The sequence below is a fragment of the Acinetobacter sp. LipI_23 genome (assembly GCF_058243045.1).
Map to the genome: position 1 here is coordinate 1,848,774 of NZ_JBZAYJ010000001.1, position 19,927 is coordinate 1,868,700.

Sequence of the window (19,927 nt, forward strand, 5' to 3'; positions counted from 1 at the left end):
AATCAAACTTTCTGAGAATTGACTTTAATTATAAAGCAAAAGTAAACCTATGCTCATTTATTTTATTGTTCAATCCAATTTGCAAATCATATCAGTCTTATATTTACCCTTTAAAAAGGTGACATGCTCCGATAAGCCACATATACCGCTTGATCTTTTCGCACCAAATCACTACTAAACTGACGCTTACGCTCACTCAGCAACACTTCAATTCTGGCTTTAAAATAGTTCGATTGAACTCCGAGAAAATCATTAACAGCAGCCTGCTGAGCCTCGTCCACTTGCTTAAATGGATCAACTTCCCACAGTTCATTCATATTGGAAAAATGCTCCAAATTGGCCCGTCTTTGCTTTTGTAAATTTTGAATAGCAGATACATCCAACTTAGGATCAATGCTGGCTAACACCAATGCAGGTGCAGTGTTGATATTCACCTTTAAGTCATTGCTCGGCAAAGCACTCACATAAGGTGCAATCAGTTGATAGTTACGCCCCTCAAACCCACGCACCAACTTCAACTGTTCAACATTATAAAAAGCACGATTTGGCGCCAAGTAACCCTGAGCTAAACTTTGATAATAAGCAGATTCAGCACCCATCGGGCCACTGACTTCATCATCTTCATCTTGCCAATCAATCACTGCTTCTGAAAGCTGTGCAGGCAATCCAACACGTACCAACAGCTTTTCAAACCAAAGTTTTGCAGCCTCATTCGGCTTTTTATCCGACTTAACTAAAGCATTTAAATTAAATTTTCCCGACTCATCTTCTAAACGTCCAGAAACAAAACCATCTTCCACTGGAAAAGCAGGCATAGGCTTTGCCCACGTTTCTTGTAGATGATCAACCTCTGCTGCATTTTGAGCATCATCCACCAATAACTCAGAAAAAAAAGCTTCAGCACTTTTTGCATATAACAGAGCTTGGTTTTGTCGCATTAAATAGGCTGTACTCTCTGCGGTATTACGCTGATGTTTCGCAATCGTAGCCGCAAGGATAGTTGCTAAAGCCACCATCACCAAAATGGTGATCAATGCAATGCCATTCTGAGAGCGCTTCAAAACATCCACCTATTTACAACGAATACATTTAAGGAAAAATGTTTTTGCATAGAGTCCGTGAGTTTCATATCCTGCAACTTAATTTTTTTGTTTTAAAAAGTCTGTATTTAATAAACTAAACACCCATTCATAACTCACTTCATTGACAGTGAGGTTTATTTTTAAACCGCGCGGTAGTATTTTTGCCTGAGTCACATCATTTTCACTCAATGCCACCTCAGGCCATTGTGCCATTTCATTGGGATTGAGTAACATAATTTGAAATTGATCAACTGAATCAAGTAAAACACTGGTTTCAGGTTGATCATTACCTGTTTGATTTAAATTTTTATATTTATAACGGTACAGTTTTTTTTCATCTGCTTTATAAATATATTCAACTCGCTCTTCAGGCGGTATACCTTGCATTAAAGGATCAGTCACGCCAGTTTTACTAAAGGTCAACTGACCATTTTGCAACATGACTGCGGGTTGAACCTGCCCCGCAACATTGGCAGTAATTGGTACAATTTGCACAGTGTCACGTAACACTTGTTGATATGCTTCTTGTAGTTGACCTAAGCGCTGTTCATGTTGGGTATTACGCTCTTTAATCTTGATCAGATAATCAAAAACCTTCCAACCCAAAGCTGAAAGCACAGCAAAAATCGCGATTGCCACCAATAACTCAACCAAAGTAAAGCCTGAGCGTTTTGTCATGGTTGGCTTCCATCACGATGGTTAAAAAAAACTAAACTCGTAACACCCAAATCTACTTTTCCAGTTTCAGTATTCACCACGCTCACCTGTACATTGACGCGTTGCACATTAGCACTAATCGTTGCTTGCGCTGATTTATCAATTTGCCAAGTTTCACCTTGTTGGGTGATTTGTTTAGAGGCCGTGCCTTGTAGCCAATCACGATTGATTTCCGTCATCGAAATTTCATTCAAGGCAACAAATTGTGCCTTGGTACGCAAGATGGCATGGGCTGTAGACTGAGTATATTGCATACCCACTTTGGTTAAAGCGACCGCTGCCGTAGCAAAAATAGCCAGCGCCACCATCACTTCCAGTAACGTAAATCCTGAGACACGGTTAACTCGAGCAAGGCCAAAAGCTATGCTTGAGGTACGAGAATTAATGAAATAGCATTTCATTCGAGCGCAAGCCGGCAGACTATTCTTTAAATCTTTAGCTCGCATTTATTTTACCGAAATGATCAATTTCAATTTCTGCACCCACGGGCTCATTGGCATAATAAAATTGAATACGAACAGGTTTGGCTTCGCCATTCCCCAACCAAATCAGTTTAGGTGCATTCTCTTGGGTTAAATCATCGTTTTGGGCTTGGGAAACATCATAGTCTAAGGATTGCACAGCAAAAGAAACATTTTTAGCTAACATTTGCTGCGGGAACTCATTATATTTTTGCCATTTTTGATGATTCAACATTACATTATTTTGTTGTTCTGCTTGCATGATGAGTTGTGGGTTTTTATATTCAACGACAGCATAAGAAAAATCAGCCACATCAGTCGCAGGATAGATTTCTAATGCCAAAACACGTGCTTGATCATTTGCCTCACGTGCAATTTTCTGTACATCCATGATAAAAAAATCACGGGCTTGCGCAGCTTTACGTTGGTCAACTCCATTGATATTTAACATCACCAATGATGCCAGAATGGCCATAATAACAATAACCACCATCAATTCAACCAGTGTAAATCCTTGAATCCTTGAAGGTGGTTTCTGTTTCATACATCCTATCCGCTAAGCAAGATATCCCGCTGCGCCCGTTTGTTTAGGCATCGCCAGAGCTTGGTCGATGTAGGCCACGCGCAAAGTATCGCGCGACCCCAAATATCGTTGATAAAAACTAGAGTTCAAAATCGCTGCGGCACCATGCGTCAAAGACCAAATCGATGCCAAATAATCACGAACTGTCATTTGACTTTCTATCGACTCCAAATACCGCTCGGTCATACGAATAATTAAACGTAGACGTTGCTTTCGAATTTGATAAAGTTCAGTAAATAAATGATAGATCCCAACACCCGTGGTCGATAATCGCTCTTCTATTTGATGAAACAACACGGTGCGTTCAGGATGATGCAAATGATGTAACATAAAAAATGCTAGATGTTCAGGGAATTGTTTATCTGTATCTTTAATCATTTCAAGCAACATTTGCTCATTACGAATAATGAGCAACATGTAGAGTTCATCTTTACTTTGAAAATGTTTATAAAGCGTACCTTTTGCTAGATCTAATTCTGCAGCCAATGCATCAAGGGTCATCCCTGCTTCGCCATTCTCTAAAAGCAACTGTTCAGCCACTTGGAAAATTAACGCTTCTCTTGCTCGAAACTGAGCCTGACGATCCATTTTCACCCTAGTACTCTCTTATACGCTTTTATCGTTTCAATTTATTTACTTCATGTTGAGAAGGTTTTCAAAGTTCTGTGTTGTGATGAAAGCCATCTCTTCCAAGGACTTATCATATACATCTGCCAAGGCTTTGGCTACATAAGGAACGTACTTTGGCTCATTAGACTTTCCTCTATATGGCATCGGTGCCAAATAAGGACTATCTGTCTCAATTAATAGGCGATCTAAAGGAACTTGCTTCGCCACATCACGCAGGTCTTGCGCATTTTTAAAAGATACAATCCCTGAAAATGACACATAGTAACCGCAGTCTAAGACAGCTTTGGCTGTTTCCCAGTCTTCGGTAAAACAATGCAAAATCCCATGGGTCGATTTTTCGGCGCGAATAATATCGACAGTATCGTGCTTGGCAGAACGGGTATGCACAACAACTGGTTTTTTTACAGCTCGTGAAGCATGAATATGTCGTGCAAAACAGTCTTTTTGCTCAGCGATGAAATCTGTACTATGAAAATAATCGAGCCCAGTCTCACCAATTGCCCAAACTTTTTCAGGCTGCGCCAACTCAATTAAATAGTCTGTGGTCGCACGAGCCATGGTTTCAGGATCTTCACAAGGATGTACCCCGACGCTATAGCCCACATCGTCATGCCGTGACGCAATTTTTGCTAGCTCAATATAATCATCAAGATCAACCGAGATACTCATAAAGCGATGAACGCCCGCTGCACGTGCTTGCGCTAATGCTAAATCCAAATCCCCATCATAAGGGGTTAAATCTAGCATGGTTAAATGGCAATGTGTATCTACAAACACAGGCGTTTCCTACTTGATATACTTAATTACATAGTGTAACTAGTTCGCCCTTCAGACTTAAGACCTGCTAGCAACTTTTCCGCTTCTGATTTGTAATAAACCCCCTTCTCCCCAGAAAGTTGAATACCAAATCCTTGGAGTTTGATTCCATTTTGCTTTTGCGAAATCCAAATCACTTTACCGGTGAGAGGAATTTTCTGTGCTTGCTCTGGCAATGTTGCCAAAACAAAGACCTCCTCTCCCATTTTTACGGGTTGTTTGGATGGAATAAATAAACCTCCACCAACCACAAAAGGCATATAGCTTGCATATAATGTTGCTTTATCTGGAATATTGGCTTGAATGATTCCGCCCATACGTGGTTGCATAAAATTCCCCTGTTTTAAACATCCATCAACCGAATACACAATTGGTCGAGCACTAAATTAGTTTGTACGTTTTGTTCAATATATTGTTTTGACTGTTGCAACTCGGCGTAAATTGAAAACAAAGTTTCAAATGAATACCGTTCTGCCAGCACACTGAAATCCAAATCAGTGTTTTTTAATTGCTGATTTAGCTTGACACAAATCAAATCTGACAACAAGTACTCAAACATTTGACTAAAATCACTAAATGTAAGCGCTTTATTCCACTTGGTCGCAATTGCCATCGGCATATTTTTATCCATCACCAACTTTTGCCAATCTTTTAAAAATTCAGCACGTTGAGGAATCCATTCACTCTCGGACAATGTAATTGCCTGCAACGGCATATGATTGGACAAATTCATCAACAAATGTTGCTGTGCCAAATCGCTATGGGACAAATGCTGATTTAAAAATTGCTCTGCTTGCTGTTCATTTATGCGATCCAAAGCAAAATGTTGCAAACGACTGCGAATGGTTGCAGGCAGTTTTAAATAATGATCTGCCAATAAAATGATAACAACACGATCACCTGGTTCTTCAAGCGTTTTCAATAAAGCATTGGCTGAAGCTGTATTTAAAGCTTCCGCTGGTTCAATAATGATGACGCGCCAACCATCTACCGTTTGCTGCACAAAAGGCAGCAGATCACGAATTTTCTCAATTTTGATCTTGGCATTTTGTTTCTTATTGTCTTCATCGGTAGTGATGTGCACATAATTGGGGTGTGTATCCGCCTTTAACCACTGACAACTCCCACACTCCCCACAGGCCAAATGATTTGGCTGCCGCTTCGCACATAAGACCCAAGCAAGAAACTGCTCAGCAAAAATCTCTTTACCACAACCTTTTTTGCCATAAAACAATAAGCCATGACCAATATTGGGAAATCGCGTGGTTAAAGTTTCCCAAACATTTTGATGCCACGGATAAATCTGCTCAGGCAGCGTTTGTTTCATGTAGACGACCTAAGTTCTATTATGCAAAATAAGCCACATCCATGGCATTTAAACGATCTAAATCTTCTTGTGTATCCACACCCGGTGGTAAGTTCGCTTCTGCGATATCAATGGCAATATGATGTCCATTCTCCAAAACACGCAGCTGCTCTAAGCTTTCGAGCTTTTCAAGTGCACCCATATCCCATGTCACATACTCTTGAAGTAGTTTCACGCGGTAAGCATACAAACCCAAATGACGGAAGGCTTGATTATGCAACGTTTGTTGCACTTGCTTTGCAGCATCACGGTCATATGGAATAGCGGCACGACTAAAGTAAAGTGCTTGTTTGTACTTCGACATCACTACTTTAACAATACTGTCACGTTTAAATTCATCTAACTGCTGAATTGGTTCACACAAGGTCGACATTGAACAATCGACTTGTGACTCTAAAAGTTGCGCGACTTGCTTGACCAAAGCCGCTGGCAATAAAGGCTCATCACCTTGAACATTGACAATGATATCTTCACTGGCCCAGCCCTTAATTTTTGCCACTTCACTTAGACGGTCTGTTCCCGAAGGATGATCCGCTGAGGTCAACACCACATCCACTCCTTCAGCCATGCAAAGGTCATAAATTCGCTGATCATCCGTTGCAACGCAGAGATCATCAAAACCTTCCACTTTCTTTGCCTGATCAACGACCCGTAATATCATTTCACGGCCATGAATTTTAAGGAGTGGTTTTCCAGATAAACGTGTGCTTGCGAAACGCGCAGGAATAACAATATGCTTCATAAAAGACCTTAAGAAATTTCAATACCTACAGCGCCAAGCTGTTGATGTAAGGTGTCATAACACGCCGTCGATAACACCGCATCGACAGGAACAACCCAAATATCACGGGCAAAACTAGGATTTTGTTTGAGCAGTGCTAAAATTTTCACTGCATCTTTTTCAGTGGTAATGATGGGATTGGCATCGTCAAAAACCAAATCTTCTAACTCATATTCATAATGATCGGCAAACTCATGACACTGGAATTGCTGTACTCCCATACGCTCTAAAGTACGATAAAAGCGCTGCGGAAACCCGATCCCCACGACTGCATAAAAATCATCTTGCGGATTGAATGCTTTTGCCTCAGTACTATTCAACAAGTAAGGCTCTGCAACCTCTAAGTGCATGTGCATAGTACGAGTAGGCTGATCTGCATGTTCAATCACTGTACCTTGATCCAGTCTAGATTTTGGCTCTCGTAAATAACCTTCGGGCAATAATTTTTCATTACCAAGACCACGATTATTATCCAAGACAATCCATTCAATTTGACGCTTCAATGCCCAATGTTGCAGCCCATCATCGCTAATGATCAGATCAATGGGATAGTGAGATAAAAGCAGTTCAATACTTTCTTGGCGATTTGGACCCACTGCCATCGGCACATCAGTGGATTGCACGATGAGTGTTGGTTCATCACCTACATTTTCAGGCAATGAGTTGAGATCCACCATCGTCGGAAATGGTCCTTTGGCACCATAACCGCGACTAATCACCCCAACTCGAATATTTTTATTTTGTAAATAACTCACCAAGTGAATAAGCAGAGGGGTTTTTCCACTCCCACCCACAGTAATATTACCAATCACCATGACAGGTACAGGAGCCGTATAGGCTTTTTTAATATTGCACCGATACAACTTACGGTTTAAAAGAAAACCGCCACGATATAACCAAGACAGCGGACGAAGCACAATTAACCACTTTGCCTGTGAGTTCCAAGCATCCTGAATAAACCGTGCACCTGACATGACTTAGTTTTCCTCAAAATTACGCTGATGGAGTTGATAATAAGCACCTTGCTTAGCAATAAGTTCAGCATGTGTACCTTGCTCTACTATACGCCCTTTATCCATCACCACAATACGGTCTGCATTCTCAATAGTGGATAAACGATGCGCAATGACAATCGTGGTACGATCTCGCATTGCAGCATCGAAGGCACGCTGAATAAAATACTCTGATTCATTATCAAGCGCGCTGGTAGCTTCATCTAAGATCAGTACAGGCGCATTTTTCAAAATCGCACGAGCAATGGCTATACGTTGGCGTTGACCGCCTGATAAATTGAGACCTTGTGCCCCCAACTTGGTGTTGTAGCCTTGTGGTAAAGCCATAATAAAGTCATGTGCATAAGCTGCTTTTGCCGCTGCAATTACCTCTTCATCAGAGGCATTTTCAAGCTGCCCATAGGCAATATTGTCACGCACAGTGCGGTTAAATAAAACCACTTGCTGATTGACCATTGCCACTTGGGTACGCAGACTATTGATTTCAATATCGTGAATATCAATACCATCAAAGAGGATTTGGCCCGAGGTCGTATCTTGAAAACGCACCAGTAAATTCACTAGAGACGTTTTACCAGCACCAGAACGCCCCACTAAAGCAATCGTCTCACCTTCTTTGACACTCAGATTAAAATCATGCAGCGCTTGATAACCATCCACATAAACTAAGTTCACATCTTTAAAGTCGATATTACCTTTCAACACTGGAGTTAAAGTGCCAGTATTTTTTTCTTCAGGCAGATCTAAAATTTCAAAAACTGAATGTGCTGCTGCCATGCCCCGTTGAATCTTTTCATTCACATCAGTCAATGCTTTAATTGGCCGACTCAACATGCCTGCTGCAGTAATATACGCCACAAATTGACCCGCGCTGGTATCTTGCAGAATTTCTGGGCGTAGTGCGATCCACATCACAATACTCAGAGCAACGGACATAATCAACTGTACAATTGGACTATTGAGCTGTTGCACAACCACCATTTTCAAACCACGTCGTAAATTTTCCAATGAGGTATCTTTAAAACGTTGTTGCTCATACCCTTGACCACCAAAGCCTTTCACCACCAAGTGACCATTGACTGTCTCTTGTACCACGTGATTGACATCCCCCATGGTGTCTTGGACTTGAATGGAAAGCTTACGCATACGCTTTGCTGCTTTACGAATAAGCAAACCTATCAGTGGCGCAAAAATCAAAATACACAAAGTCAGACGCCAGTTGCTATATATAAGGTAACCGAGCAATGCAAGAGTGATTAGGCCTTGTTGAACAATAGTTTTTAATGATTCTGAAGATGCAGCGGTAAGCTGCTCCACATTAAACATAATCTTCGCAGTGATATGACCACTATTATTATCTAGATAATACTGTGCAGGAAGACGCAATAATTTTGCAAAAACTTCTTGGCGAATATTAAAGACCAAGTTTCTAGAAATGACCGCTGTAAAGTAGCCTCCCATGAACAAACCCAGCCCACGAAAGAACATTACCACAACAACCAAAATTGGGAACAATGTCGTAAAACCTTGATCACGGTGTTGAATCGCTTCAATAATTTTTTCAAGTAATTTAGCGACAGAAACTTCTGTCGCCGCATTCATAGCAAAACCAATCACCACAAGAATCGCTACGCCCCAATACGGTTTTAAATAGCTCAGTAGACGTAGATAAACTTTTAAATCGTGTTTCACTAATAACCTCGAGAAGGCACTTTGGTACTAATATTGATATTTACAAATCCCAACTGACCTGCCACATCCATCACACGGATCACATCCTGATGGGTTGCTTTTGCATCCGCAGCAATCACAAACATTAGATCACGACGGTCATTGGAAATCTGTTTAATTGCGGTATTTAATTCTGAAACATCTTTCGATGCAATAGACTGACCATTAATTGAATAATGCCCAGTGGAATCTACCACCACTTCGATTTTATGATCAAATGTTTTCGGTGGAACACCTTGCGCATCAGGCAAGGTTAAATTCATACGACTAAATTGATTGAAGGTGGTGGTCAGCAATAAAAACACCAAAATAAATAATAAGCAATCAATCATTGGTGTAAGGTTAATATGAACATCTTCAACTTGTGAACGTTTGAATTTCATACTTCACCTTAGCTCGCTTGCTTCACAACAACATCATCATGGTTTTCAAGCACAGTTTCTGTTTGCTTATAAAATAAAGCCGCATGAAATAAAGTCGATTGTTGTTCTAATTCAGCAACATACTCTTGAACTAACCGCTGAAAATAACGATAAGCAAATAATGCGGGAATCGCAATGAACATTCCTGCCGCAGTTGTAATCAGTGCTTTAGAAATCCCCGGAATCATCAGTGTTGGATTACTACTATTCCCAATATCAATCATTAAAAATGACTCGATAATCCCGAGTACCGTTCCCAATAATCCTAAAAGAGGCGCGACAGCACTCAATGTTCCCAAAAAATTGATATTTTTTTCAAGATAACCAATTTCCTGAGAAGCAGTTGCTTCCATCTGCGCACGTGCAAACTGTTCACCTTGTGCCTTACTTTGGTAACCAACTTCCAAAATACGACCCAATGTCGTTGCCTGTAAATCCTGATTTTGTTTAAGTTTAGGCAAAACCATTTGTACGCTTTGCGCTGAATTTAATAGCAAATCTTTCGGTAAAATAGTGGATTTCTTCAAGCGAATCAAACGCTCTAAGCTAATCGCAACAGTAAAGATCGAACAGAGCACAAGGGGCAGCATAAGCCACCCACCTGCTTTTACCAATTCCCACATAACACTTCCCCAAGTATTTAAAAATAGAAAATAAAATTATTCAGCTAAGCAAATATTCAAAATACCATCTAACTCATCGAGTGAATGATAATGAATCGTGAGCTTGCCTTTCCCTTGTTTATTATGATCAATTTTGACATTTGCACTAAAACGATCTGTTAAGCGCTGTGTCAATTGTTGAAGATCTGGTGCAATTTCCGTTTTTGATTTTTCTTGTTTAGGCGCATTGAGATCACGAACATATTGTTCAGTTTGGCGAACAGATAAGCTTTTCTCTATCACCAATTCTGCGACTTTCAGTTGATCTTTCCCTTTCAAAGTCAAAATGGCACGAGCATGTCCCATGTCTAGTAAACCTTGCTGCATAAAGTCTTTAACTTGCTCAGCTAGACTTAATAAACGTAGCAAATTACTTACTGTGGTACGCGCTTTGCCTACAGTATCTGCAATTTCTTGATGACTTAAACCAAACTCTTCATGAAAACGTTGTAATGCCATCGCTTGATCAATCGGATTAAGGTCTTGACGTTGGATGTTCTCAATCAACGCCAGTGCAATTGCAACTTGGTCTGTTAAATCACGAACAATGGCTGGGACTTGCGTTAAGCCAGCAAGTTGGGCCGCACGCCAACGACGCTCACCCGCAATAATTTCATAGGGGTGCTTTTCATTATCAATTGGACGAATCACAATCGGCTGCATCACACCGTGTTTTTCAATCGATGCCGCTAACTCTTGTAAGTCTTGCTCATTAATAAAACGACGTGGCTGATATTCACCACGCTGCAATAAATGCACATCAATTTGTTTTAGCTGACCGTGATCAAGAGCTTGTGCTTCAAGTTGTAATTTCTCTTTTTGAATGGAACCGAGTAAGGCATCTAAACCACGACCTTTTGCTAGCCCACGTTTTTTAACGGTCATGCGTTACTTCCTTTTTTCACTTTGCTTTTCTTAATCATTTCAGCTGCTAAATGTAAATAAGCAACTGCACCCTTCGAGCTTTTTTCAAAATAAATCACAGGCAAACCATGCGCAGGTGCTTCAGCTAGACGCACATTACGTGGAATGACCGTGTCATAGAGTTTGTTGCCAAAGTATTGTTCTAATTCTTCAGACACATCACGTGTGAGTGCATTACGTGCATCATACATGGTGCGTAAAACACCAATAATCTTTAACTCAGGATTCAATGCTTGTTGAATGCGATCAATGGTCTGTGTTAAATCTGCCAAGCCTTCCAAAGCATAGTATTCACACTGCATTGGAATCATCACACCATCCACCGCTGCTAGTGCATTAACTGTGATCAAGCTTAAGCTGGGCGCACAGTCCACAATGATGTAATCATATGCTTGTTCAATTTCTTGCAACGCATCACGCAGAATAAACTCACGCCCTTCTTGTTCAGCAATCGCAAGCTCAACTCCTGCCAAATCACGGTTTGCACCCAAGACCTTATAACCCACTTCCGCCTTGGTAATTGCAGTTTCTATAGGTACTTCACCCAGTAAAACATCGGTCACTGAATACAGTAAGTCATTTTTTTGAATGCCAGACCCCATGGTCGCATTGCCTTGCGAGTCCATATCAACCAATAAAACACGCTTTTTAAGTACTGCTAAAGATGCAGCCAAATTTACTGCGGTTGTGGTTTTACCTACACCACCTTTTTGGTTCGCAATCGCAATAATTTGTGCCATGACCCGCCCAATCCTTTGAATTTTTTTAGATACGTTTTAATAAAAGTAAGTGTCGTTGTTCGTCCAAACGTGGAACTTTTAACGCAATAATGTCACAGCTAAATTCGTTTTTGAACGCTTCAACTTCGTCATGTGGAATCAAGCCTTTCATCGACGCAATGATGCTGTCTTGGTGCATATAAGGCTTCGATGCATTGATAAAATCGGTTAAAGAGGCAAATGCACGACTGGTAATAACATCAAACTGACCCAAATCATGGATGCTATCTTCATTCTCAACACGCGTTTGAACTGCAATTACATTGGTTAATTTTAAGTCTGCAATAAACTGCTTTAAAAAACGAATTTTTTTCCCATTGGAATCGAGCAAAACACATTGGCGCTCAGGTTGGCATAGAGCAATAATCATGCCCGGCATACCACCGCCTGTACCAATATCCAGCAAACGACCTTTCGGCAAATCTTTTAAAATACTTAAACTATCTAATAAATGCTTCACCAGCATTTCTTTAGGATCGCGAATCGCTGTTAAATTGTAAGCTTTGTTCCACAGCACAAGTGCGTCTTGATACTTCAGCAATAAATTTAATGCTTCTTCACTCAAATCTAAGCCAAGCTTTTGACTACCTTGCTTTAAGTCTTGAAAAAAAGGATGCATAAAGAAGACATCTCAATAAAATTAAACTGAAGTATACCGATTTCTCAGCCGTGGAACAGTAGCTAACGCTTAGTGATTATGCACTTAAACGTACATACCTTGACGAATCTGTAGATCTAGATCACTTAATCGCTCAGGTGTGCCAACATCCACCCATGCGGCTTGCATTTTCTCAGCAGAAACTTTTCCAGCAGACATCGCTTCTTTTAGCAATGGAGCCAATGGACGCTTACCTGCTTCCAAGCCCTTAAACATCTGTGGATGAATAACCGCAACACCACTATAAGTCAGTGCTTCACCTGACTGCTCTTGTTCAAAGGTATAAGCACGCCCTTGATTTAAGATAAAGTCGCCTTTGGGATGTTGTGTCGGGTTGGGTACAAATACGAGATGCGCAAAATCGGCGTCCAATTGCACATCAAGTAAAGATGCAAAATCAAAAGTGGTCCAAACATCGCCATTCACTAAAATAAACGGGTCTGTGCCCAGCAATGGTAGAGCATTAATAATACCACCTGCTGTTTCAAGCCCCTCTTCTTCACGCGTCCAACGAATAGTCACACCAAACTGTGAACCATCCCCAAGCGCACCAATCAACACATCGGCCAACCAAGCAGAATTGATCACAATTTCTGTGACCCCAATTTGCTTAAGTTTTTCAATATGCCAAACGATCAGTGGCTTACCGCCAACTTCAAGCAGAGGTTTCGGTTTATAGAGTGTTAAAGGACGCATGCGGTTGCCAAGTCCCGCTGCCAAAATCATTGCTTTCATGCTGCAACAACCTCATATTTGCCATATTTTGCTTCAAATTTTGGCATCACTTTATCGCAAATAAACTGCATGAAAGGTTGTAGTTCTGCATATGGTTTGCTTTCTTCAAGTAAATACCACATCACACGTGGTAAATCTTTCAGATAACCTGATTTTCCGTCACGTTCAAATAAACGCACAAAAATACCTAAAATTTTAATATGACGTTGAATTGCCATCAGGTCAGCGTCTTGCTTAAACTGTTCAAAGTCACGCCCTTCTTTGGCAGAAGCTGGCAATAGGTCATAAAACACTTTAAACCAATGATAAACGCGCTCAGGATTCCACTGTACATACGCATCACGTGTAATTGAGATTAGATCATAAGTATCTGCACCTATCACAGCATCCTGAAAGTCAATTACGCCTTGCTCTTGCTCATCTACCAAAAGCATGAGATTACGACTATGGAAATCACGATGTACAATCACTTGAGGCTGAGCTAAAGCAGCATTGGCTAAAATTGCAAATGTACGTTTAATCAGCGCAGACTCGTCATCAGAAGGTTGAATCTGTAAACTTGGCAATAACCAATCTGTCAATAGCGACATTTCGGTCATTAACTTCTCATAAGAATAAGCAGGGAAACGACCTTCACCATCAATAGATTGCAATTGAATCAACTGCTTAAAACTTTGCTCATAATGTCCATCGACAGTCTTGTCATCGAGCTGGGTTGACAGTAGCACATCACCAAAATCTTCAAGCAATAAGAAGCCTTGCTCCAAATCTTTCGCCACAATATGTGGTACACGAACACCGTTCGTATCAAAAAATTCATCAATCGTCACAAAAGGCACACAATCTTCTTTTTCTGGTGGTGCATCCATCAGCATAAATGTTTTATTATTCAACTTGATTCGTGCATAACGACGGAAACTTGCATCGCCTGCTAAAAAGTTAATTTCAAATTGATCTGAACCAAGTACAGATGAAATCCATGTTTGTATCAATTGTTCACGTTGTGTATTCATTTGCGATAAATTCTAATACAGGCTGAGTTTTTAAAGTGCTAAGTGTAGCCACTTATCAACTTTTTCTCTATGATGCGACAATAATTAATTGCGTTTTAAGCATACTTGGTAAATGAGACACATGAAGCATCAGTTTAAATTTAATCCTTTAGCGACTGCGATATTTACCCTTCTTTGTGGTAGCTCAATCACAAGCTATGCTGCAACACCAACTACGTCTATTTCAGACGAACAACAATCGCTAAAACAAGCACTACAAGAAAGCTATCCTGGGCAAAAGTTTTTCGAACAATACTACGTTGATAAGTCATCTCCTGAAGCTCAACAGCGCCAAGGTCGTTACTTAAGTTCCGCGTATTGCCAAGGCACATGGTTAACCCCTGTAAGCCCTGAAACCAAAGCTGCTGACGCAGCCAGTGCGACATCCACCATTACAGCGGACTATGGTCACTACAACCCACAAGGTGACTCTGTTCTTGAAGGTAATGTCCTGATTGATCAAGAAGGTCGTCAAATCCGTGCCGATAAAATCACCATTGACCAGACTCAGACTTTTGCCAATGCTGAAGGCCGTGTACAAATGGCGCAAAGTGGCTTATTAGCGCAAAGCGACCAAATCAATTACAACCTAAAAACTCAACAAGGCGATCTGAAAAACAGTTTCTATATTTCAGAAGAACAACATGCGCATGGGCGGGCTGACCAAATCCTACGTGAGTCACAAACGACCACCACGCTAAAAAATGCAACTTATAGCACCTGCCCACCAGAGCAATCGCCAACATGGAAAATCCAAGCCGACGAAATTAAGTTAAATCAAGAAACTGGACGTGGTGAAACACGTGGTACAAAACTTTATGTTAAAGATGTACCCGTTCTCGCTGTTCCTTATTTCAACTTCCCAATTGATGACCGTCGTACTACTGGTATTTTGACACCAAGTTTTGGCTTCACCAATGATGGTGGTGTCGAGCTTGCAGTGCCTGTTTATCTCAACTTAGCACCTAACTACGACGCGACCGTTACGCCACGCTATATCAGCGACCGCGGCCCAATGTTTGAGGGTGAGTTTCGCTATTTGACCGAAAACTTTGGTTCAGGTCAAATTTTTGGGGGGTACTTAGCTGGTGACCGAAAATATGACGATGAAGACCGTAAAGATTTGCACTTTTTACATAACTGGCAAATCAATGAACAGTTCTCAACCAACCTTGAATATAACTATGCATCAGACAAAGACTACTTTACTGACCTAAGTAACAACCCAAACACCAAAACAGACTTAAACCTGCGTCGTGCGTGGGAGTTAAACTATAAAAATGGAATTCCTGGTCTAAAAGCCCAACTAAAAGTTGAAGACTTCCAAACACTAGACGAAACCACACCCTACGTTGACCGTCCGTATGCGCGTTTACCACAGTTCTTACTCAACTATAAAGCGGGTAATGCACTGGGCTTAGAATACGAGTTCAACAACGATACGGCTTACTTTAAAAAGGACTTTGGGACTATCGACGGCGATACCAACGATAGCTTTGAACCAAGCGGCACCCGTGTCTATAATGACTTTTCTGTACGCTATAACTACCGTACACCGTGGGCTTTCGCCATTCCTGAAGTATCTATTCGCAATGTGAACACATTCTACGATCAAGACACCATCAATGAGTTTGACAACACCAACCGCTCATCGAATGACAAATCTTATGTTGTGCCACAGGTGACTTTTGATGCAGGTTTAACTTTTGAAAAAGAAGGCACTTTCTTACAGACGTTAAGCCCACGCATGTTCTATGCCTATGCACCCTATAAAAATCAAGATGGCGCACCAAACTTTGACTCTGCAACAGCATCGATAAACTATGATCAGTTATTTAGTGCAAATCGCTTCTATGGCCATGACCGTCTAGAAGACAATAACTTCTTGTCACTGGGCTTAAGCTATAGCCTATTTGATACGGTGGGTCTAGAGCGCTTAAAAGCCAGTGTGGGCCAAAGCTATTATTTCGAAGACCGCCGCGTAACGCTTGACCAAACAGCAGATGTCTTTGACACAGAAAATCACTCTGGTCCGATTGTCAGCGTATCTAGCCAGCTCTCGCAAAACTTTACCCTCGGTGCAAACTCAGCATGGATGGCAAATGGCGATAATGCGCAACGCGACTTACAACTTTACTTTACGGGTGATAAAGGCAACCTCTATAACGTTGGCTATTTCTACCGTAAAGAAATTGCAGACCGTCAAGAACATTACGACCAAGTGGTTGCATCTTTTGTACAACCGATCCATAACAACTGGCGTATTATGGGCCACGCTCAATATGACTTAGACAACAATGTCGCTCGTGAATACCTCCTTGGTGTCAATTACGAGTCTTGCTGTTGGGGGATCTCCGTTTATGGTCGCGAGTACTATAACGACTTGGATGACGTCAATGCTGCAGGTGTAGAACCTAAACGTGCAATTATGGCCGAAATTACACTTAAAGGCTTAGGCGGACTCAACAGTAAACTTTCATCATTACTAGAAAATCGTATTCTAGGCTTTAACAATATTAATCAGACTTGGACAGACCGTTAATGAAGACAAAACAGTTCAAACAATTTTTTAAAGCGAGTGCTTTGGCTTTAGCTCTCGCAACCGCTATTCCAACTTTTGTACATGCGTCGGATGAAGTTGTTGCTGTTGTCGATAACAGTGTCATTTTGAAGAGTGACTTAGAAGCAAGTATGGCTGAGCTCAAACATCAACTTGAGAGCCAAAAGAAACAAGTCCCACCAGAGCAATATTTGGCACAACAAGCATTAGAGCAACTGATTATTCGTCAGACTCAGCTTGAGCAAGTGAAACGTTACAACATTCAACCTGATGAAAAAAGCTTGAATGAAGCGGTTTTAAATGTTGCAAAACAATCTGGTAGCACAAGCCTAGAAGCATTCCAACAAAAGCTCGATAAAATGGCACCAGGAACCTATGCTTCTTTGCGTAGTCGCGTTGCTGAAGATTTGGCAATCAATCGTTTACGCCAGCAAATCGTTACCTCTCGTATCCAGATTTCAGATCAAGACGTTAAAAACTTCTTAAATACCCCACAAGGCCAAGCAGCACTCGGTAACCAAGTGCATGTGCTACATGTGCGTGTTTCAGGTGACAATGCTGACGCTGTGGCGAAGCAAGTTAAAACAGTACTAGCAAACGACAACGATGTCGCTGCAATTGCTAAAAAGTTCAGTACTGGTGGCACTAAAGTTGAAGGTGCAGATATGGGCTTTAGAGCACTTTCTGACATCCCTAGCGAGCTTGCAGCACGTGTGAGTCCACTCCAAGTGGGACAAACCACAGATTTAATTACAGTACGAGATGGTGTACATCTTTTAAAATTAGTTGAACGCAAAGGTGCTGAGCAAAAAGCAATTGTACCTCAATACAAAGCACGCCATATTTTGATTCAACCCTCTGAAGTGGTTAGCCCTGAAAATGCTAAACAAATGATCGAAAGCTTGTATAACCGCGTTCAAAAAGGTGAAGACTTTGCAGTCTTAGCTTCAACCTACTCTAATGACACAGGTTCAGCACGTGATGGCGGGAGCTTGGGTTGGGTCAGCCCAGGTGTGATGGTTCCTCAGTTTGAAGAAACCATGAAAAATACGCCTGTAGGTCAAACCAGCAAACCTTTCCAAACTCAGTTTGGCTGGCATATTCTTCAAGTGACTGAAACACGTCAACAAGACATGACTGCTGAATACCAAGAACGTATGGCCCGTCAAATTTTAGGTGAGCGTCAATTTGATGCAGAGCTTGATAGCTGGTTACGCGAAACACGCAACAGAGCTTATGTCGAAATCAAAGATCCGAACTTAGACCGTAAGAACAACAAGTCATAAATTTGAACACATAAAAAGACCAGCATTAATGCTGGTCTTTTTTTCGCTTGGCCGAAAACTAAAAATTAGACATAAAAAAAGCCTCTCATGTGAGAGGCTTTTTTAACAATCAATTAACGATTATTTTCGTCATCTTGAGTGTCTTCAAATTTTGATTCGCCATCAAAACCAGTCGATTGGCCACTGAAGCCACCTTGACCACCGAAGCCACCTTGACTACCGAAGCCACCTTGACCACCGAAACCACCTTGACCACCGAAACCACCTTGACCACCGAAGCCACCTTGTTGACCACCAAAGCCGCCTTGTTGACCACCGAAGCCGCCTTGTTGACCGCCGAAGCCGCCTTGTTGACCGCCAAAGCCGCCTTGTTGACCGCCAAAGCTACCTTGTTGACCAGCACCAGCAGGTGCACCAGCAGGACGTGGATTACGTGCAGGAACAACTGTAGAAATTGCATGCTTGTAAACCATTTGGCTTACTGTATTTTTTAATAAAACAACATATTGGTCGAAAGATTCAATATGACCTTGTAACTTAATACCGTTTACAAGGAAGATAGAGACAGGAATACGTTCTTTACGGAGAGAATTTAAGAACGGATCTTGCAAAGTTTGACCTTTAGACATGTTATAACTCCAAAAAAATTTAAAAATCAGCGCAAAAAACTATCTTTATTTTTCAATTAAAAATTATAAAAAAGATAGTAGCTAAATTTTGCTTTATCCGTAGCAGTTTCGCAAGTCTTCTTGTGCCTGCGTGATAGTAGAATACGTTGTAAATTTATGTGCCTCTTGCAAAGATCTTAACCAAGTGTATTGACGTTTGGCAAGTTGTCGTGTCGCAAAAAGTGATTTATCCTCCATTTCATGTTGTTTTTCGACAGTTTTATCTCCTTTTTGTAAAAATTCGAGTGCTTGTCGATACCCAACTGAGCGCATAGAGGGTAAATTTTCATCTAAATCGTATTTTTTCATAAGTGTTTCCACTTCATTTAAAAATCCGATTTTCCACATAATTTTCAATCGTTGTGCAATTCTTTGGTGCAATTCTGCACGGTCTGGCATCAAAGCATAATTATGAAAATTATAGCGATAAGGCACATTTTTAGGCTGTTCAGCTTGAAGTTTAGTAATGGGCTGCCCTGTCAACTTGTAAACTTCTAAAGCCCGAATAATACGTTGTTTATCACTCACTTTAAATTTTTCGCCCGCCAGTGGATCCACACTGCATAATTCAGCATAGACCGCAGACCAACCCTCACTTTCACCTTTAGCTTCTATTTCAGCACGAACAGCATAATCTGCGCTCGGTAAATTGCTTGAAAGACCTTCTAAAAGTGCCTTGAAATAGAGCATGGTTCCACCCACCAAAATCGGGGTTTTACCTCGTGCATGCATATCATCAATTAGACCACATGCATCTTCAACAAAGTTTGCAGCCGAGTAGACTTCTAATGGGCTAATAATATCGATAAGGTGATGTGGATATTGCAGTAACTCTTCTTTGGTCGGCTTTGCTGTACCAATATCCATATGCTTAAAGACCAATGCTGAATCTACAGATATCAGTTCAAAATTTCCTTGCTCATAGAGCTGACATGCCAAAGCAGTTTTACCACTTGCAGTTGGCCCCATTAAATTGATGACCGGCAATTGAGTTGACATGT

The 19,927-nt window shown here is 41.1% G+C and carries 22 protein-coding genes; 2 read left to right on the top strand and 20 right to left on the bottom strand.

Annotated elements, in window-relative coordinates:
• Nucleotides 1–110: 110 nt before the first annotated feature.
• The 18 genes from gspK to AC4CVD_RS09185 form a co-directional block, all read right to left on the bottom strand.
• Nucleotides 111–1,061, bottom strand: coding sequence for a type II secretion system minor pseudopilin GspK (gene gspK / locus AC4CVD_RS09100; RefSeq protein ID WP_490752931.1), 951 nt, complete (start codon nt 1,059–1,061; stop codon nt 111–113).
• Nucleotides 1,062–1,139: 78 nt separating this feature from the next.
• Nucleotides 1,140–1,760, bottom strand: coding sequence for a type II secretion system minor pseudopilin GspJ (gene gspJ / locus AC4CVD_RS09105; protein ID WP_004984837.1), 621 nt, complete (start codon nt 1,758–1,760; stop codon nt 1,140–1,142).
• Nucleotides 1,757–2,200, bottom strand: coding sequence for a type IV pilus modification PilV family protein (locus AC4CVD_RS09110; RefSeq protein WP_490752933.1), 444 nt, complete (start codon nt 2,198–2,200; stop codon nt 1,757–1,759). Before AC4CVD_RS09110 ends, gspJ begins: the two co-directional genes overlap by 4 nt.
• Before the next feature lie 34 nt (nt 2,201–2,234).
• Nucleotides 2,235–2,804 carry a type II secretion system protein gene (locus tag AC4CVD_RS09115; protein ID WP_490752935.1) on the bottom strand — a complete coding sequence of 190 codons (570 nt, stop codon included), beginning with the start codon at nt 2,802–2,804 and terminating at the stop codon, nt 2,235–2,237.
• Nucleotides 2,805–2,816: 12 nt separating this feature from the next.
• Nucleotides 2,817–3,431 carry a TetR/AcrR family transcriptional regulator gene (locus AC4CVD_RS09120; protein ID WP_004696845.1) on the bottom strand — a complete coding sequence of 205 codons (615 nt, stop codon included), beginning with the start codon at nt 3,429–3,431 and terminating at the stop codon, nt 2,817–2,819.
• 45 nt (nt 3,432–3,476) lie between these two features.
• Complete coding sequence (locus tag AC4CVD_RS09125) at nt 3,477–4,250, bottom strand: TatD family hydrolase (protein ID WP_078388684.1); 774 nt, start codon at nt 4,248–4,250, stop codon at nt 3,477–3,479.
• Between the two features lie 26 nt (nt 4,251–4,276).
• On the bottom strand, nt 4,277–4,618 hold the full coding sequence (locus AC4CVD_RS09130; RefSeq protein WP_058869739.1) for a PilZ domain-containing protein: 342 nt from the start codon (nt 4,616–4,618) through the stop codon (nt 4,277–4,279).
• Nucleotides 4,619–4,632: 14 nt separating this feature from the next.
• Entirely contained in the window at nt 4,633–5,616 is a 984-nt protein-coding gene (locus tag AC4CVD_RS09135; protein WP_490752938.1) for a DNA polymerase III delta subunit-related protein, read from the bottom strand.
• 19 nt (nt 5,617–5,635) lie between these two features.
• Nucleotides 5,636–6,397 carry a 3-deoxy-manno-octulosonate cytidylyltransferase gene (gene kdsB, locus AC4CVD_RS09140; RefSeq protein WP_114836894.1) on the bottom strand — a complete coding sequence of 254 codons (762 nt, stop codon included), beginning with the start codon at nt 6,395–6,397 and terminating at the stop codon, nt 5,636–5,638.
• An 8-nt stretch (nt 6,398–6,405) separates the two neighbouring features.
• Nucleotides 6,406–7,410 (bottom strand): tetraacyldisaccharide 4'-kinase, encoded by a 1,005-nt coding sequence (gene lpxK, locus AC4CVD_RS09145; protein WP_114836895.1) that lies wholly within the window; start codon nt 7,408–7,410, stop codon nt 6,406–6,408.
• A gap of 3 nt (nt 7,411–7,413) precedes the next feature.
• A complete protein-coding gene (msbA, locus tag AC4CVD_RS09150) occupies nt 7,414–9,141 on the bottom strand; it encodes a lipid A export permease/ATP-binding protein MsbA (protein ID WP_490752941.1) in 1,728 nt (575 codons plus the stop codon).
• The gene (locus tag AC4CVD_RS09155) at nt 9,141–9,563 is read right to left on the bottom strand and encodes an ExbD/TolR family protein (protein ID WP_004696832.1); all 423 of its coding nucleotides are present in this window, start codon (nt 9,561–9,563) and stop codon (nt 9,141–9,143) included. Before AC4CVD_RS09155 ends, msbA begins: the two co-directional genes overlap by 1 nt.
• A gap of 8 nt (nt 9,564–9,571) precedes the next feature.
• Complete coding sequence (locus AC4CVD_RS09160; RefSeq protein ID WP_004984856.1) at nt 9,572–10,225, bottom strand: MotA/TolQ/ExbB proton channel family protein; 654 nt, start codon at nt 10,223–10,225, stop codon at nt 9,572–9,574.
• A 36-nt stretch (nt 10,226–10,261) separates the two neighbouring features.
• On the bottom strand, nt 10,262–11,149 hold the full coding sequence (locus AC4CVD_RS09165) for a ParB/RepB/Spo0J family partition protein (RefSeq protein ID WP_004696828.1): 888 nt from the start codon (nt 11,147–11,149) through the stop codon (nt 10,262–10,264).
• Complete coding sequence (locus AC4CVD_RS09170; protein ID WP_490752943.1) at nt 11,146–11,928, bottom strand: ParA family protein; 783 nt, start codon at nt 11,926–11,928, stop codon at nt 11,146–11,148. The genes AC4CVD_RS09165 and AC4CVD_RS09170 overlap by 4 nt, the downstream gene beginning before the upstream one ends.
• 25 nt (nt 11,929–11,953) lie before the next feature.
• The gene (gene rsmG, locus AC4CVD_RS09175; protein WP_114836897.1) at nt 11,954–12,586 is read right to left on the bottom strand and encodes a 16S rRNA (guanine(527)-N(7))-methyltransferase RsmG; all 633 of its coding nucleotides are present in this window, start codon (nt 12,584–12,586) and stop codon (nt 11,954–11,956) included.
• Between the two features lie 84 nt (nt 12,587–12,670).
• Nucleotides 12,671–13,360 (bottom strand): N-acetylmuramate alpha-1-phosphate uridylyltransferase MurU, encoded by a 690-nt coding sequence (murU, locus tag AC4CVD_RS09180; protein ID WP_490752946.1) that lies wholly within the window; start codon nt 13,358–13,360, stop codon nt 12,671–12,673.
• Nucleotides 13,357–14,373: an aminoglycoside phosphotransferase family protein gene (locus AC4CVD_RS09185; protein ID WP_125281116.1), complete on the bottom strand. Its 1,017-nt coding sequence runs from the start codon at nt 14,371–14,373 to the stop codon at nt 13,357–13,359. Before AC4CVD_RS09185 ends, murU begins: the two co-directional genes overlap by 4 nt.
• A gap of 121 nt (nt 14,374–14,494) precedes the next feature.
• On the opposite strand from AC4CVD_RS09185, the gene AC4CVD_RS09190 reads away from it, so the two are divergent.
• Together AC4CVD_RS09190 and AC4CVD_RS09195 are read left to right on the top strand one after the other, a co-directional pair.
• The gene (locus AC4CVD_RS09190; protein WP_490752948.1) at nt 14,495–16,954 is read left to right on the top strand and encodes an LPS-assembly protein LptD; all 2,460 of its coding nucleotides are present in this window, start codon (nt 14,495–14,497) and stop codon (nt 16,952–16,954) included.
• Nucleotides 16,954–18,258, top strand: coding sequence for a peptidylprolyl isomerase (locus tag AC4CVD_RS09195; protein ID WP_114836901.1), 1,305 nt, complete (start codon nt 16,954–16,956; stop codon nt 18,256–18,258). The genes AC4CVD_RS09190 and AC4CVD_RS09195 overlap by 1 nt, the downstream gene beginning before the upstream one ends.
• A gap of 113 nt (nt 18,259–18,371) precedes the next feature.
• Here the strand turns inward: AC4CVD_RS09195 and hfq are convergent, their stop codons facing one another.
• On the bottom strand, nt 18,372–18,887 hold the full coding sequence (gene hfq / locus AC4CVD_RS09200) for an RNA chaperone Hfq (protein ID WP_004984873.1): 516 nt from the start codon (nt 18,885–18,887) through the stop codon (nt 18,372–18,374).
• Between the two features lie 93 nt (nt 18,888–18,980).
• The gene (miaA, locus tag AC4CVD_RS09205; protein WP_004984875.1) at nt 18,981–19,925 is read right to left on the bottom strand and encodes a tRNA (adenosine(37)-N6)-dimethylallyltransferase MiaA; all 945 of its coding nucleotides are present in this window, start codon (nt 19,923–19,925) and stop codon (nt 18,981–18,983) included.
• Nucleotides 19,926–19,927: the final 2 nt, after the last annotated feature.